At 73.5% G+C, this 14,617-nt stretch carries 13 protein-coding genes; 4 read left to right on the top strand and 9 right to left on the bottom strand.

What is annotated here, in order from left to right; genetic code table 11:
• Positions 1 to 64 precede the first annotated feature (64 nt).
• The 5 genes from IEY99_RS08000 to IEY99_RS07980 all read right to left on the bottom strand — a co-directional run bounded on the left by IEY99_RS08000 (position 65) and on the right by IEY99_RS07980 (position 4,027).
• Positions 65 to 796: a class I SAM-dependent methyltransferase gene (locus IEY99_RS08000; protein WP_189200993.1), complete on the bottom strand. Its 732-nt coding sequence runs from the start codon at positions 794 to 796 to the stop codon at positions 65 to 67.
• A gap of 15 nt (positions 797 to 811) precedes the next feature.
• Positions 812 to 1,594, bottom strand: coding sequence for an ABC transporter permease (locus IEY99_RS07995; RefSeq protein WP_189200991.1), 783 nt, complete (start codon positions 1,592 to 1,594; stop codon positions 812 to 814).
• Positions 1,591 to 2,559 carry an ATP-binding cassette domain-containing protein gene (locus IEY99_RS07990; RefSeq protein ID WP_189200989.1) on the bottom strand — a complete coding sequence of 323 codons (969 nt, stop codon included), beginning with the start codon at positions 2,557 to 2,559 and terminating at the stop codon, positions 1,591 to 1,593. Before IEY99_RS07990 ends, IEY99_RS07995 begins: the two co-directional genes overlap by 4 nt.
• Before the next feature lie 80 nt (positions 2,560 to 2,639).
• Positions 2,640 to 3,485 (bottom strand): DUF4097 family beta strand repeat-containing protein, encoded by an 846-nt coding sequence (locus tag IEY99_RS07985; protein ID WP_189200987.1) that lies wholly within the window; start codon positions 3,483 to 3,485, stop codon positions 2,640 to 2,642.
• 26 nt (positions 3,486 to 3,511) lie between these two features.
• The gene (locus IEY99_RS07980; protein WP_189200985.1) at positions 3,512 to 4,027 is read right to left on the bottom strand and encodes a toxin-antitoxin system HicB family antitoxin; all 516 of its coding nucleotides are present in this window, start codon (positions 4,025 to 4,027) and stop codon (positions 3,512 to 3,514) included.
• A 157-nt stretch (positions 4,028 to 4,184) separates the two neighbouring features.
• On the opposite strand from IEY99_RS07980, the gene IEY99_RS07975 reads away from it, so the two are divergent.
• Positions 4,185 to 4,835, top strand: a complete 651-nt coding sequence (locus tag IEY99_RS07975) for a cyclodehydratase (protein ID WP_189200983.1) — start codon at positions 4,185 to 4,187, stop codon at positions 4,833 to 4,835.
• A 164-nt stretch (positions 4,836 to 4,999) separates the two neighbouring features.
• Here the strand turns inward: IEY99_RS07975 and IEY99_RS07970 are convergent, their stop codons facing one another.
• The 3 genes from IEY99_RS07970 to IEY99_RS07960 all read right to left on the bottom strand — a co-directional run bounded on the left by IEY99_RS07970 (position 5,000) and on the right by IEY99_RS07960 (position 9,017).
• On the bottom strand, positions 5,000 to 5,923 hold the full coding sequence (locus tag IEY99_RS07970; protein ID WP_189200981.1) for an ATP-binding protein: 924 nt from the start codon (positions 5,921 to 5,923) through the stop codon (positions 5,000 to 5,002).
• 92 nt (positions 5,924 to 6,015) lie between these two features.
• Positions 6,016 to 7,362 carry an ABC transporter substrate-binding protein gene (locus tag IEY99_RS07965; RefSeq protein ID WP_189200979.1) on the bottom strand — a complete coding sequence of 449 codons (1,347 nt, stop codon included), beginning with the start codon at positions 7,360 to 7,362 and terminating at the stop codon, positions 6,016 to 6,018.
• 11 nt (positions 7,363 to 7,373) lie between these two features.
• Positions 7,374 to 9,017 carry a methyl-accepting chemotaxis protein gene (locus IEY99_RS07960; RefSeq protein WP_189200977.1) on the bottom strand — a complete coding sequence of 548 codons (1,644 nt, stop codon included), beginning with the start codon at positions 9,015 to 9,017 and terminating at the stop codon, positions 7,374 to 7,376.
• Positions 9,018 to 9,377: 360 nt separating this feature from the next.
• Here IEY99_RS07960 and IEY99_RS07955 point away from each other — a divergent pair, with 360 nt between their 5' ends.
• From IEY99_RS07955 to IEY99_RS07945, 3 genes are all read left to right on the top strand, one after another.
• Complete coding sequence (locus IEY99_RS07955) at positions 9,378 to 10,901, top strand: Re/Si-specific NAD(P)(+) transhydrogenase subunit alpha (RefSeq protein ID WP_189200975.1); 1,524 nt, start codon at positions 9,378 to 9,380, stop codon at positions 10,899 to 10,901.
• 4 nt (positions 10,902 to 10,905) lie between these two features.
• Entirely contained in the window at positions 10,906 to 12,354 is a 1,449-nt protein-coding gene (pntB, locus tag IEY99_RS07950; protein ID WP_229798313.1) for a Re/Si-specific NAD(P)(+) transhydrogenase subunit beta, read from the top strand.
• A gap of 74 nt (positions 12,355 to 12,428) precedes the next feature.
• Positions 12,429 to 13,943 carry a gluconokinase gene (locus tag IEY99_RS07945; RefSeq protein ID WP_189200973.1) on the top strand — a complete coding sequence of 505 codons (1,515 nt, stop codon included), beginning with the start codon at positions 12,429 to 12,431 and terminating at the stop codon, positions 13,941 to 13,943.
• Here IEY99_RS07945 and IEY99_RS07940 read toward each other — a convergent pair.
• Entirely contained in the window at positions 13,928 to 14,551 is a 624-nt protein-coding gene (locus IEY99_RS07940; RefSeq protein WP_189200971.1) for a DUF4360 domain-containing protein, read from the bottom strand. The genes IEY99_RS07945 and IEY99_RS07940 overlap by 16 nt on opposite strands.
• Positions 14,552 to 14,617 lie beyond the last annotated feature (66 nt).

The raw sequence follows: 14,617 nt of genomic DNA, 5'->3' as shown, positions 1-14,617 counted from the left end.
CACTCAACCCCGGGTGGCGCGCCGGAGAAATCGAAGAATCAGGTCCCGGACAATGGCAAGTTGCTTACCGGAGCACCAACAGATCCAGGGCGTCGACGACCGGCCCGGACTCCGTGCGCGCGGCCTCCCGCAGCCGCGCGACGCCGGCCGCGTACGCGTCGTCGCCGATCAGCTGGAGCGGGGTGTGCGCCGCGCGCCGGAGCCCGGCGGCGGCCTCGGCCAGGCTCGCGGCGGTCACCTGGGGAACCGGCTCGCAGCCCGCCGTCGCGAACCCGGCGGCCGCGAACGCCGCCTCGACGCCGGCGATGCTCGGATAGCGGTCCAGCACCGCGACGGCCTCCGGGAACCAGCGGAACAAGCTGATCGCCTCGTGCCGGCCGGCGAACGCGGACCGGATCAGCACCGGCGCACCCGGCTTGAGCACCCGCCGGATCTCCCGGGCGGCCGCACCGAGGTCCGCGACGTGATGGATCACAGTGGAGAGCCAGACGCCGTCGAGACTGGCGTCGGCGGCCGGGATGTCCTCGGCGGCCCCCGGCACGACCGGCTGGAACACCGCGCGCTCGCGCATCGCCGCGGAGGGTTCCACCGCGACGACGTCGACGCCGGGCCACCAGGTCCGGAATGCGCGCGCCCAGCTGCCGGTGCCGCATCCGAGGTCGAGCAGGCGCATGCCCGGGCGCGGGTCGAGGTGCCGCCCGATCGCCGCACGCCAGGCGGCGAGGGCGTCGTCGCTCAGGTGGCGGGTGGCTTCGAACGCGGCCGCGTCCGTGCTGTCGTACGCGATCAGAGCCATGCGGCGACCCTCCGGTCAGGCCGTCGCGCGCCGCCGGTACCTGCGCCTGGCCCACAGGTACGACAGCAGCGAGATCCCGGCGCACCAGGCCAGCGCGGTGACCGCGGCGGTGCCGATCCCGGAGCCGAGCAGCAGCCCGCGCAGGGTCTCGATGATCGGCGTGAAGGGCTGGTACTCGGCGAAGGTGCGCAGCCCGGCGGGCATCGTCTGGGTGGGCACGAACCCGCTGCCGAGGAACGGCAGCAGGCTCAGGAACATCGGGGTGTTGCTGGCCGTCTCGACGCTGTCGGCGACCATCCCGAGCGCGACGGCGAACCAGGTCAGGGCGAACGCCGTCGCGGTCAGCACGCCGAGCGCGGCGAGCCATTCGAGCGGGGTGGCGTCCGGGCGGAAGCCGGCGAGCAGGGCGACCCCGAGGACGGCGGCCAGCGCCAGCAGGTTCTGCACCAGGCTGCCGAGCACGTGCCCGGTCAGCAGCGCGGACCGGGCGATGGCCAGGCTGCGGAACCGGTCGACGATGCCCTCGGTCATGTCCATCGCCACCGAGACGGCGGTGCCGGTGGCGACGCCGGCCACGGTGAACAGCAGGATGCCCGGGGTCAGGTAGTTGACGTACGCGGCGCGGCCGCCGCCGATGCCGGCGCCGAGCGTGCCGCCGAAGACGTAGACGAAGAGCAGCAGGAAGATCACCGGCAGGCCGATCAGCATCACGGTCAGCGACGGGTAGCGCCGCAGGTGCAGCAGCTGCCGGTGCAGCATCGTCCGGGAGTCGGCGAGGGTGTGGGCCAGGGTCGTCATCGGGTCTCCTCGAGGGCCGCGTCCGCGGCCGGTGCGCCGGTGAAGGCGAAGAACACGTCGTCCAGGTCGGGGGTGTGGATCGTCAGGCTGCCCGGCTCGGCCCGGACGCGGTCGAGCGTGCCCAGCACCGCGCGCAGCGAGGCGACGTCGCCGTCGCCGGGCACCTGCAGGGTCAGCGCGTCCTCGTCGCGGTGCGCCGTGGCCAGGGCGGCGGCCGCGGCGCGCCACGCGGCCGGGTCGGTGAAGCGCAGCAGCAGGTGCCCGCCGGGGATCCGGCGTTTGAGCTCGTCCGGGGTGCCCTCGACGACCACGCGGCCGTGGTCGAGCACGGCGATCCGGTCGGCGAGCTGGTCCGCCTCGTCGAGGTACTGGGTGGTCAGGAACACCGTGACGCCCTCGGCGACCAGCTCCCGGACGATCTGCCACATCGCGTGCCGGCTGCGCGGGTCCAGGCCGGTGGTGGGTTCGTCCAGGAAGAGCAGACGGGGGTCGCCGACCAGCGTCATCGCCAAGTCCAGGCGGCGCTGCTGGCCGCCGGAGAGCAGCGACGCCGGCTTGCGCGCCGACGCGCCGAGGTCGAGACGCTCGATCAGGCGGGCCACCCGCCGGCCGGCCTCGGCCCGGCCGAGCCGGTGCAGGCGGGCCATCAACCACAGGTTCTCCCGCACGGTCAGCAGCCGGTCGACGGCCGCGAACTGGCCGGTGAGCCCGATCGCCGCCCGTACGCCGTCGGGGTCGCGGGCCAGGTCGTGCCCCGCCACGCGGATCGAGCCTCCGTCGGCCGGCAGCAGCGTGGCGAGGATGCGCACCATGGTCGTCTTGCCGGCGCCGTTCGGGCCGAGCAGCGCGAAGACCGTGCCCTCGGTGACGGTCAGGTCGACGTCGTCGAGGACCACCGTCGAGCCGAAGGTCTTGCGCAGGCCGGCCGCCGAGATGGCGGGCCGGGTGGTGAGTGTCGCTGTCATCGACGCCTCCTGGGGGTGTTCGGCGGGCAGGGGCCGTCGCCGGCCGGGCCACGGGCCCGGCCGGAGGACGGCGGGACGGGTCAGCAGCGGCGGATCAGGATGTCGCCGAAGGCGGTACGCGCGCGCACCTCGGCCTGCTCGTCGGTCTCGGCCGGAGCATCGGTGGCCGTCATCTCGTTGCGGATCTTGCCGTACTGGGTGTGCACGTCGAGGCGGGCCGCGGTGCCGGGCCGGATGCCGATCTCGATGCGGCCGGCGGCGCTGCGCAGGGTCGCGGACCCGCGGACCAGCTCGCGGACGCGGATGTCGCCGTTGGCGGTGTTCGCGGTCAGCGACGCGGCGGCGTGGTCGGCCGTGATGTTGCCGTTGGCCGAGTTGATCTTCAGCTCGCTGCCCGCGTGCCCGACCCAGGTCTCGCCGTTGCCGTTCTTCAGCACGGCCGCACCGGTGACCGAGCGCACCTGCAGCGTGCCCGATCCGGTGGTCAGCCTGGCATCGCCGGTGACGGTCTCCGCTGCCACGAGCCCCATCCCGGTCGTCACCGCCAGGGTGTCGGCGTGCTCGACCTGCAGGTCGCCGGCGCCGCTGCGCAGCCGGCAGTCACCCAGCGCCCCGGTGCAGCGGATCCCGCCGGCGCCGAGCTTGGCCTCGACGCCGGAGCCGGCCGGCAGCTCGACGACCACGTCGACGGCGCCGACCCGGCCGAACATCCCGAGCCCGGGCTGGCGGGGGCCGCGCACGGTCAGGGTGCCGGACGCGAACTCGACGCGGGTCTGCTCGGCGGCGCGGACGTCGCGGGTCTCGGTCTCGTCCGCCGGGCGTACGTGCACGACGGTGTCCGGCCGCTCGCTCGCCACCACCCGCAGGTCGCCGACGGCGAGCTCGACGGCGGCGGTGACGGGTCCGGGAGTGTCGAAGGTGGGCATGGGGGTCTCTCCGTTCTGGTCGGGGTTCAGCGGACCCAGCCAGTGAAGCGCTGGCCGCCGCTGGACGCGGTCCCGGTCGCGGGACGGGCGTGGTCGTCGTCGGCCGCGGCGGCCGCGGCGCGGATCAGCCAGGTGTTGATCGAGACGCCGGCGGCGGCGGCGGCCTGCTCGACCCGCGTCTTCAGGTGTTCCGGCAGGCGCAGGCTGATCCGCACGGTCGCCTCGTCCTCGCCCGGTGCCGGTGCCGGTGGCGGACCGGGTGGGGCCGGCGTGGCCGGCTGGTCGCTCCACGGGTCGGCCGGAGCCGGGGTCACGACGAAGCTCGGCTCGCGGTGACGCAGCCGCAGATCCACCGAGCCGGGGGCGAGCTCGCGGGTGATCTCGGCGGCCGCCTCGGAGAGGGCGTCGAGCAGGGCCAGCCGGGCCGCCGACTCCAGCGGCGCGGTGAGCCGCTCGGCCAGCTCGCGGGCGTCCTCGCCGCCGGCCGCGGCGGCGAGCGCGAGCTCGTGGCGCAGGGCGTCGATGTAGGGGCGCAATTCCATGATGCCACTATGGCATCACCGTGATGCCATGGCAACCCCGTATGGCATCACCTTCGGCCGTTCTCACTCATTACGAGAACATTTCACGTCGCTCCCCGCGGACCGATCAATTGATGGTGGTCTATCTGCATCCATGTCTCTCATGAGGGGAGTCCGGATGAGACGCCTCGTCCGAACCGCGGGTCTGCTCTGCGCCACCGGAGGTCTGCTGCTGGCCGGCCTGCTGGGGGCGGTCCCCGCCGCCCACGCCGCGGCCACCGTCCCGGTCACGCTCGACTGTCAGGGCCGGCCCCCGCTGGGCCCGCCGCAGCAGCTGACCCTGTCGACCTCCATCCAGGCCGACGCCCCGGCCACGGTCGGCGCGGGCACCGACTTCGAGGTGGCGCTCGCGCCCGATCCGATGACCGCGCCGCCCACCGCCGGCGGGTTCACCGTCGACAACCTCCGTACGCTCGTGCTGCGCGTCGCCGTGTCGCCCGGCGCCACGGTCCGGTCGGCCACCCTCAGCGGCGGCTCCAACCTCGGCTCCGGCACGCCGGCCGTCAGCCACGCCGGCAACCTGGTCACGGCCACCGTGCCCGGCCCCATCGCCGGCGGGAGCACCTTCCAGCTGCCCGCGCTGCACCTGCGGCTGACCGCCACCGGGGCCGCCGGCACGGCCGTCGTCACCACCCTGGCCGGCACCGGTTACGCCGACCCGAGCCTGACCTTCACCGCCGGCGTACGGGCCGGCCCGCTCACCCTGAACGTGCCGACCGCGTGCTACCCCACGCCCTCGCCGACCTTCACCAGCACCACGATCGCGTGAGCCGCGGGCCGGCGGCGCCACCGGCGTGACGCCGCCGGCCAGCTCGGTGCCGGTGAGCGCCGGCCGGATGATGCCGACCACGACCACGCGCGCGCTTCACGGGGCGACGGTGCCCGGCGCGATCGTGACCGGGCCGGGCGACGCCGGACTCACGGCTGCCCGCGCTACCTGTCGGAGGTCCGCCGCGCCGCGGACGCGTCGTGCACCGGGCCGGTAGGGAGACGGTGGTCGTGCCGGCCGGTGCGGGGGCCGACCGTGGCCCAGACCACCTTGCCGCTGGCCGTCGGCGTCGCACCCCACAGGGTCGCGGCCGCGTGCACGATGTGCAGCTCGAGCCCGCGCTGGTACGGCAGCACGTCCAGCGGCGCCGGAAAGGTGTCGCAGAGCCGGGGCAGCCCCGGATCGTCGTCGCCGACGGCGAGGTGCATGCCGGAGCCGCGGCGGGAAAGGATCACGGTGATCGCGGTGCCGGCGTGCTGGACGGCGTTGCTGACCAGCTCGGAGACCACCATGCGGGCACGGTCGTGCAGCTCGGGCAGCTGCCACGCGGCGCAGGCGTCGGTGACCGCGGCGCGCGCCCGGGCCGGGGCCCTCGCGCTGGGATGGAGGTGCACCACCAGGCGGTCGGTCAACGGCCGCTGCCCGGCCGCCGTCCGCGCCCGCTCGATGGTGGGGTAGACGGGCAGGAACCGCGCGGCGCCCAGCCGCTGGAGCCGGGCCGCGACCGCGGCGCCCGGCGGAACGCAGGCCAGGATCTGGACCGGTGGCTCCATGCCGTCGCCGAGGCGCCGGGCGGTGATCCACGTCGCCACGCTGGCGGCGTACGGATCCGTCAGGTCCCGCAGGTCGATGAGCAGCGTCACGGGATGCTCGCTCAGGCACTTCACCAACGCGGCGTAGGTCTTGTGCCGCAGGCGGGGCTCCCAGGTGCCGTGGACGGCGAACGTCACCATCGACGACTCCATGTCCATGGTGACGTCGACCCCCGTGTGCAGGGCATCACGCCGGACGAACAGATACGGCGGCTGCGCGCCCGGCACCTCGCGCGCAGGCGGGTTGTCGTTTCCCCCGCTCCGTGGACGATTCACGGTGGACCCGCTTCGTCGGACCGCCGCCTCGCTGGCGGCGGTGTCCCGCCCAGCGTCCCAAATGCGCATGCATGGTCACAAGCTGTTCACACTTAGTCCTTCCAGGACGCCTCGATGGCGTCGAGCGTGTCGCGCGTGTCCTTGCCCTTGATCCAGTCGGTCATGCCGGTCCAGAAGGAACCCGCGCCGACGGCGCCGGGCATCAGGTCGGAGGCGTCGAAGCGGGCCACCGCCTTCGGGTCCTGCAGGATCTCGGCCGACAGCCGGTCGATCGCGCCCGCGTAGGCGCCGAGGTCCACGCCACGGTTGGCGGACACCCAGGAGCCGAGCCGCACGCGGGCGGTGGCGAACTCGGCGCTGGCCAGGAAGGTCTGGAACGCCTGCACCTCGGGGCGGTCCGCGAAGGCGACGGCGAACTCGCCGCCGACGAGCACCGGCTTGCCCTTGGCCGGGTCGACGGCCGGGAAGTAGAACGCGTAGACGTCGCCGTCCTCGGCCACCTTCGTGCCGGACGGCCACTGGGTGGCGTAGAACGACGCCTGCCGGTGCAGGGCGCAGCGGCCCTGCAGGACCGGCAGCCCCGCCGTCTGGAACGGCGTACTGGCCACACTGGTCACGCCGCCGAAGCCGCCGTTGACGAACCGCGGGTTCTTCAGGATCGAGCCGGCCTTGTCCAGCGCGTCGACGACCGCGGGATCGTTGAACGGCAGGTCGTGGGAGACCCACTTGTCGTAGACCTCGGGACCCTGGGTACGCAGCATCACGTCCTCGAGCCAGTCGGTGGCGGTCCAGCCGGTGGCGCCGCCCGACTCGATGCCGGCGCACCACGGTTTCACGCCGTCGGCTGCGATCTTCTTGCTGAGCGCGATCAGATCATCCCAGGTGTCCGGTACGGCGTACCCCTTCTTCTCGAAGGTGGTGGGGGAGTACCAGACGAAGGACTTGACGTTCGCCCCGAGCGGTGCGGCGTAGAAGGTGTCCTTGACGGTGCCGTAGGCCAGCCAGTCCGCGGACCAGTTCTGCGACGCGAGCTGTTTGGTGGCGGCCGACGCGGGCTTGGCCGCGCCGTCCGCCGCCAGCTTGGGGATCATGCCGGGCTGCGGGAGGAACGCGATGTCCGGGGCGTCGCCGCCGGCCACGCGGGCCTGGAACTCCTTCTCGAAGTCTCCGCTCGCCGCGTACGCGACCTTGATGCCCGTGCAGTCGGAGAACAGGCGCCAGGCCTGCTCCAGGTGGACGCCCTCGACGTCGCGGATCGACGAGAAGACCGAGACGGTCGTGCCGCTGTTGCCCTGGTAGTCCCGGTAGGGCTGGCACTGCGCCGATTCGGCGAAGCTCTCCTCCTCGGCGGCGCCACCGCCGCACCCCGCGGCGAGCAGAGCCGTCGCCAGCACGCCCGCCAGTGCCCGCCGGCGGCGCCGGCCTCCGTAGCCCACCATGACGTCCCTCCTCACGCCCGGAACCGGCGTACGGCCTGGCGCAGCTCGTCGGCCGTACCGGCGAGGTTCTCGGCGGCGACCCGGGCCCGCGCGCCGTCGTCCGCCGCGCTGCCGACCGCGTCGGCGAGGACCTGGATGGTGCCCGCGATCTCGCGCGTGCCGGTGGCCGCCTCGCCGACGTTGCGGTTCATCTCGTTGGTCGTCGCGGTCTGCTCCTCGACGGACGAGGCGATGGACAACTGGAAGTCGTTCATCTGTTCGATGATCCCGCTGATCCGGTTGATCGCGGTCACCGCGCCCGAACTGTCCGACTGGATGGCGTCGACGCGCCGGGCGATGTCCTCGGTGGCCCGCGCGGTCTCCTGGGCGAGCTCCTTCACCTCGCCGGCCACCACGGAGAAGCCCTTGCCCGCCTCGCCGGCCCGGGCGGCCTCGATGGTGGCGTTCAGCGCCAGCAGGTTGGTCTGCTCGGCGATGGCGGTGATCACCTTGACGACGTCGCCGATCTCGGCCGAGGAGTGGCCCAGCTTCGCGACGGACGTCGTGGTCTCCGCGACGACGGCGACCGCGTCCGACGCCACCCGGACCGCCTCGTTGGCGCTGTGCGAGATGGTCCCGATCGACGCCTCCATCTCCTCGCCGCCCGCGGCGAGGGTGAGCACGTTCTGGGAGACGAGCTGCGCGGTGGAGGTCGCGCTCACCGCCTGCTCCGCCGCGCTGGCCGTGGAGCTGGCGATGCTGGCGCTGGAGGCGGACACCTGCTCGGACGCCTCGCTGACCGCGTTCGCCGCCGTCGTCAAAGCGGTCACGGTGTCGCGCATGCCCTGCCGGGCGCGCTCGTACCAGCCGGCCATGCGGCCGATCTCGTCCTGGCTGTCGACCTCGACGGTCGCGGTGAGGTCGCCGCCGGCCATGGCCTCCAGGGCGGTCTCCACCCGGCGCACCGGCCGCAGGATCGACGAGGCGGTGAGCAACGCCCACGCGGCCGCGAGCAGCACCCCGAGCGCCGTGGCCGCCAGCATCAGCCGGGTGGCGTCGGTCCGGGCGTCGCGGATGCTGCGGCCGCCGGCCGTCACCGCGTCGGTCTCGGCCGTCGCCAGCTCGTCGAGGTTGCCCTTGGCGACGCGCAGCACCGCGATCTGGGTGAACCGGGCGTTCTGGAAGGCGCCGAGGTCGCCCTTCCGGCTGGCCGGCAGCATCGTCGTGTCGCGGAACTGCCGGTACGTGGCGAGCGCGCTCTCGGTGGCTCGGATCGTGCCGTACCGGTCGCCGCCGGCCTTCGTGAACGCGGCCCACGCCTGGTCGTACGCGGCGTCGGCGGCCTTGATGTCGTCCTCCGCACGCCGGCGGGAGACGTCGTCGGTCAGCGCGACGTGCTCCAGCAGGGTGGTGTCCGACTCCAGCAACGACGTCCGGGCCGCCTCCAGGCGCAGCGCCTGCTGCACCCGGTGGTCGGCGATCCGGGTCGCGGTGTCGGCCACGGAGTCCAGTTGCACCATGCCGCCCACCCCGACGCCCACCGTGGCGAGGCCGGCCACTGCCGCGACCAGGAGCAGCTTGGCCCGTACCCCCATGGCCCGGCCACCCGTGGCCCGGGCGGCCACGACCCGCAGGCCCCGGGCCCGCGTGCCGAGCTCACGCAATGGAATCCGCACGAGATCCTCCGTAAAGGTGGCGGTATCCGAACGATTCCATACTTTCGCGCCGAAGATCCGCCGAACCGGCGCGAACTTGTCCGGCCGGTACGGCGTCCCCGGCGTGGGCCCTACGGAAGCGGACCGGCTTCCTCCGGCCGGGCGGCGACGCAGGTAGCCCGCCTGCCGGAAGGTGGCCGGGCAGCTCTCGAGCGTCTCTGGCCGCTCATCCGATCGGCCCACGGCACAGTGACCGCCGGGCCCGGGAGGTGGGACCGGGATTGACCAACATCCCTACTGGCGAGTAGGAAATCGCTGAGGCGTTGAACCGGCCGGTCGGATCCCACGTTTCCATGGTCAAGTTCAATAGGGGAGTCAAGGATGATCATCGGTGTACCGCGGGACCCGCATCCGGGTGAGCGGCGCGTCGCGGCGACACCCGCCACCGTGACACAGCTGGTCAAGCTCGGCTACGACGTGGTGGTGGAAGCGGGCGCCGGGGCCGGCTCCTCGTTCTCCGACGAGGCGTACGCCGGCGCCGGGGCGACCATCGGCGACCCCCTGGCGGCGGACGTCCTCTTCACCATCAACCCGCCGCCCGCGGAGAAGCTCGACCGGCTCGGCGCCGGGACCACGCTGATCGGGATGCTGAACCCGCGCCTGGACCCGGACCTGGTCGCGGACCTCGCCCGCCGCCCGATCACGGCGCTGTCGATGGACGCGGTGCCGCGGATCTCCCGGGCCCAGTCCCTCGACGTGCTGTCGTCGATGGCCAACATCGCCGGCTACCGCGCGGTCGTCGAGGCCGCGCACGCCTTCGGCCGGTTCTTCACCGGGCAGGTGACCGCGGCCGGCAAGGTGCCACCGGCCAAGGTGCTGGTCGCGGGCGCGGGCGTCGCCGGACTCGCGGCCATCGGCGCCGCGGGCAGCCTGGGCGCGATCGTCCGCGCGACCGACCCGCGGCCCGAGGTGGCCGACCAGGTCAGGTCCCTCGGCGGGGAGTACCTGTCGATCGAGGCCGCGGACGTCGAGGTCTCCTCGACCGGCTACGCCAAGGAGATGTCCGACGACTACAACGAGCGCGCCGCCCGGCTCTACGCCACGCAGGCCGGCGAGGTCGACATCATCATCACCACCGCACTGATCCCCGGGAGGCCGGCGCCGCGCCTGATCACCGCGGCGATGGTGGCGACCATGAAGCCGGGCAGCGTGATCGTCGACATGGCCGCGGCCAACGGGGGCAACGTCGAGGGCACCGTCGCGGGCGAGGTGGTGGTCACCGCGAACGGCGTGACCATCATCGGCTACACCGACCTGCCCGGCCGGCTCCCCGCGCAGGCCTCCCAGCTGTACGGCACCAACCTGGTGAACCTCATGAAGCTGATGACGCCCGAGAAGGACGGTCAGCTCGTCCTCGACTTCGACGACGTCGTCCAGCGCTCGATGACCGTGGTGCGCGACGGCGAGCTGACCTGGCCGCCGCCCCCGGTCGCGGTCTCCGCCGCGCCCGCCGCGGCGCCGGCCGTCGCCGCACCCGTGGCACCCGCCCCCGCGCCGCGGCGGCCGGGACGTCAGCTGGCGATGGTGGGCGCCGCCGCGGCCGCGCTCTTCCTGCTCACCGCGCTGGCGCCGGGGGCCCTGCGCGGTCACCTCACCGTCTTCGCCCTGGCGATCGTCATCGGCTACTACGTCATCGGGCACGTGCACCACGCCCTGCACACGCCGCTGATGTCGGTGACCAACGCGATCTCCGGGATCATCGTCGTCGGCGCCCTGCTGCAACTCGGGCACGGCGACGACCTGGTGACCGGACTGGCGTTCGTCGCAATCCTGCTGGCCAGCATCAACGTCGTCGGGGGCTTCGCGGTGACGCGCCGCATGCTCGCCATGTTCTCCAGGAGCTGATCTGATGACCGTCGAAACCGCGGCGCAGGCGGCGTACATCGTCGCCGCCCTGCTCTTCATCCTCGCGCTGGCCGGTCTGTCGAAGCACGAGACCGCCAAGGCCGGCAACACCTTCGGCATCGCCGGGATGGCCGTCGCGCTGGCCGCCACCATCGCCCTCGCGGTCGCCCGCCAGATCAGCAGCACCGGCCTGATCCTGCTGGTCGTGGCCGTCCTGATCGGTGCCGCGATCGGCGTGTACCGGGCCGGCAAAGTCGAGATGACGGGCATGCCGGAGCTGATCGCCGTGCTGCACAGCTTCGTCGGCCTCGCCGCGGTGCTCGTGGGCTGGAACGGCTACCTGCACGTCGAGGCGCACCCGGACGGCGCCGAGGCTCGGTCGCTGGACGCTCTCGGCATGCTCGGCATCCACAGCGCCGAGGTGGTCATCGGTGTCTTCATCGGCGCCGTCACCTTCACCGGCTCGATCGTGGCGTTCCTCAAGCTCTCCGCCCGGATCAAGTCGAGCCCGCTGACGCTGCCCGGCAAGAACCTGCTCAACGTCGGCGCGCTGGTGGCGTTCGCCGCGCTCACCGCCGGGTTCGTGGTGTCGTCGCAGCTCTGGATGCTGGTCGTGGCCACCGTGGTGGCCCTGCTGCTCGGCTGGCACCTGGTCGCCTCGATCGGCGGCGGCGACATGCCGGTGGTGGTGTCGATGCTCAACAGCTACTCCGGCTGGGCCGCCGCGGCCGCCGGGTTCCTGCTCGAGAACGACCTGCTCATCGTCACCGGCGCCCTTGTCGGTTCGTCCGGCGCCTACCTGTCGTACGTGATGTGCAAGGCGATGAACCGGTCCTTCCTGTCCGTGATCGCCGGCGGCTTCGGCATCGAGGCCGGCCCCGCCGGCGACAAGGACTACGGCGAGCACCGCGAGACCAGCGCCGAGGGCGTCGCCGAGCTGCTCACCAGCGCCGAATCGGTGATCATCACCCCCGGGTACGGCATGGCCGTCGCCCAGGCGCAGCACGGCATCGCCGAGCTCACCCGGGTCCTGCGCGAGCGCGGCGTGAACGTGCGCTTCGGCATCCACCCGGTGGCGGGCCGCCTGCCCGGTCACATGAACGTGCTGCTCGCCGAGGCGCGGGTGCCGTACGACATCGTGTGCGAGATGGACGAGATCAACGACGACTTCGCGGGTACCTCGGTGGTGCTGGTGATCGGCGCCAACGACACGGTCAACCCGGCGGCCACCGAGGACCCGGGCAGCCCGATCGCCGGCATGCCGGTGCTCACCGTCTGGGAGGCCGACGAGGTCGTCGTCTTCAAGCGGTCGATGGCCTCCGGGTACGCCGGCGTGCAGAACCCGCTGTTCTTCCGGGACAACTGCGCCATGCTCTTCGGCGACGCGAAGGAGCGCGTGGACGACATCCTCCGCGCGGTGACGGCCGCCGCACCCGTGGCGGCACGCCACTGAGCCGTGGCGGCCGTTCGGGGTTAAGGTCGGCTAGGTCTCGCCGGAGACCCGCGCCGCCGACGACGAGGACTGCGATGAGCCGGACCGACGACGACGTCACCCTCGACGCCGCGCTGGACCCGCTGGTCCTCGCGCTGGACATCGGGTCCACCGCCACCCGGGGCGGCGTGCACGACGCGTCGGGCCGGCGGGTCCACGGCCTGCAGCACAAGGTGCCGCACGCCTTCACGGTCGCGCCCGACGGCACCTCGGTCATCGATCCGGACCAGGTGACCGCGGAGGTCGCGCAGGTCCTCGACGCGGTGACCGGCGGCCGGCGGCTGGGGACCCGCGTCGCCGGCGTCGCGATGGACACCTTCGCCGCCTCGCTGATCGCGGTGGACGCGGCCGGGCGGGCGCTCACCCCCTGCCTGACCTACGCCGACTCGCGCAGCGCCGGTGCCGTCACCGCGCTGCGGGAGGAGCTGGACGAGCACGCGGTGCAGCAGCGCACCGGCACCCGCCTGCACACCAGCTACCACGCCCCGCGCCTGCGCTGGCTCGCGGCCGCGGAACCACGCCTGGCCGCCCGGGCCGCGCACTGGTGGTCCCTCGGCGAGTACGTCCTGGCCCGGCTCGCCGGGCAGCCCCTCGCCGGGACGTCCACGGTGGCCTGGACCGGCCTGCTCGACCGGCGCACCGGCGCGCTCGACGCCGAGCTGCTCGCCGCCGCGGGCGTGGGCCCCGAGCAGCTCTCCCCGCCGCGGGACCTGACCGAGCCGGCACCCCCGGCGGCCCCGGCGCGCTGGCCCGCCCTCGCCCGAGCCGTGTGGTTCCCCGCCGTCACCGACGGCTTCGCCAGCAACATCGGGTCCGGGGCCACCGACGCCACGGTGCTCACCGCGGCGACAGCCACCAGCGGCGCGCTGCGGGTCCTGCTCGACGGCCCCGCCGATCCCCTGCCGCCCGGGTTGTGGAACTACCGCGTCGACGCGGGACGCACGCTGCTCGGCGGGGCCATCAACGACGTCGGTCGCGCCGTGAGCTGGGCGCAGAGCACGTTGCGCCTCGGCCCGGCGCTCGCGGCCGTCCTCACTGCGCCGCCGAGCGACGCCACGCCGCTCGTGCTGCCGTACCTCACCGGTGAACGCGCGCCCGGCTGGGTCGGCGGGGCACGCGCCGTGCTCGGCGGAGTGTCGGCGGCCACGGACGCCGACGCCCTGTTCCGGGGGATCGTCGAGGGCGTGGCCATCACCTACGCGCGGGTCGCCGACGAGCTGTATCCGGCCGCCCCGCGGGTCGTGGAGGTCGCGGCGGCGGGGCGGGTCAGCAACGACCGGCCCGAGTGGCTCCAGGTCCTGGCGGACGTCCTCGGGCGGCCCGTGACGCATGTGACCCGGCAGCGCGCCACCCAGCGCGGTACGGCGCTGCTGGCGCTCGACGTGCTGGCACCCGGCGTCCCGCGCGCGCCCCGGGCCACCGGGGCGACGTACGAGCCCCGGCCCGCGCATGTGGAGCACTACGCGGACCGGCGCGCGCGGTTCGCCGCGGTGTACGACTCGCTGCTGCGCGACCGACGGACCGGCCCGCGGGGTCAGCAGCTGCGGTAGGCGAGGTGATAGGTGCTGGCAACCTCGCTGTCGGTGGAATCCATGGTGATGTGGCTGATGGGTGCGTCGGCCCGGTGGGCGCTCGCGCGGAGCTCGGTGTCGATGTCGACCTTGCGGCCCTGACCGCACGAGCTGAACACGATGCCGCTGCCGGCCGAGTCGGTGACCTGCCAGTTGTCGTCCAGTCCACCGGCGAAGGAGTGGACGCTGTGGGCCGGCGCACCGGAACCCTGGAAGTGGTAGCGCGCCGCAAGGGTGGCCGAAGCACCCGGTTCGAGGTGGGCGAACCCGCGGTAGTCCACGGCGGTGATGGCGTACCGCAGGGTCGGGGGAACGTCGAGCCGGACGGTGAGGCTGCAGGTCCGGCGTTGATCCTGGTTCCGGGCGCCGCTGCCGGCCTGGGCGAGGTAGGCGCTGTACATCACGGTGAACGCCGCCTTGTCGCTCGACAGCGCGACCGCGACCGTGTCCGCCCGGCAGCCGCTGCCGTTCACCGTCAGCTTCTCGATGGTGACCTGGTCACCGGGCGGGACGGCCGACGGCGGCGGAGCCGGCGTCGGCATCGTGGCGGACAGGAGCAGTGCCGCGATCGCGGGCATCCCCGGCATGCAGGCCTCCATCGACGGTCCACAGTGCGCCCGCTCGATCGTGGGATTTATCGACGGGACACCGTC

This window comes from Couchioplanes azureus (assembly GCF_014648355.1).
In the GTDB taxonomy this organism is placed as follows: domain Bacteria; phylum Actinomycetota; class Actinomycetes; order Mycobacteriales; family Micromonosporaceae; genus Actinoplanes; species Actinoplanes azureus.
This window is presented reverse-complemented; position numbering and strand designations above follow the sequence as displayed.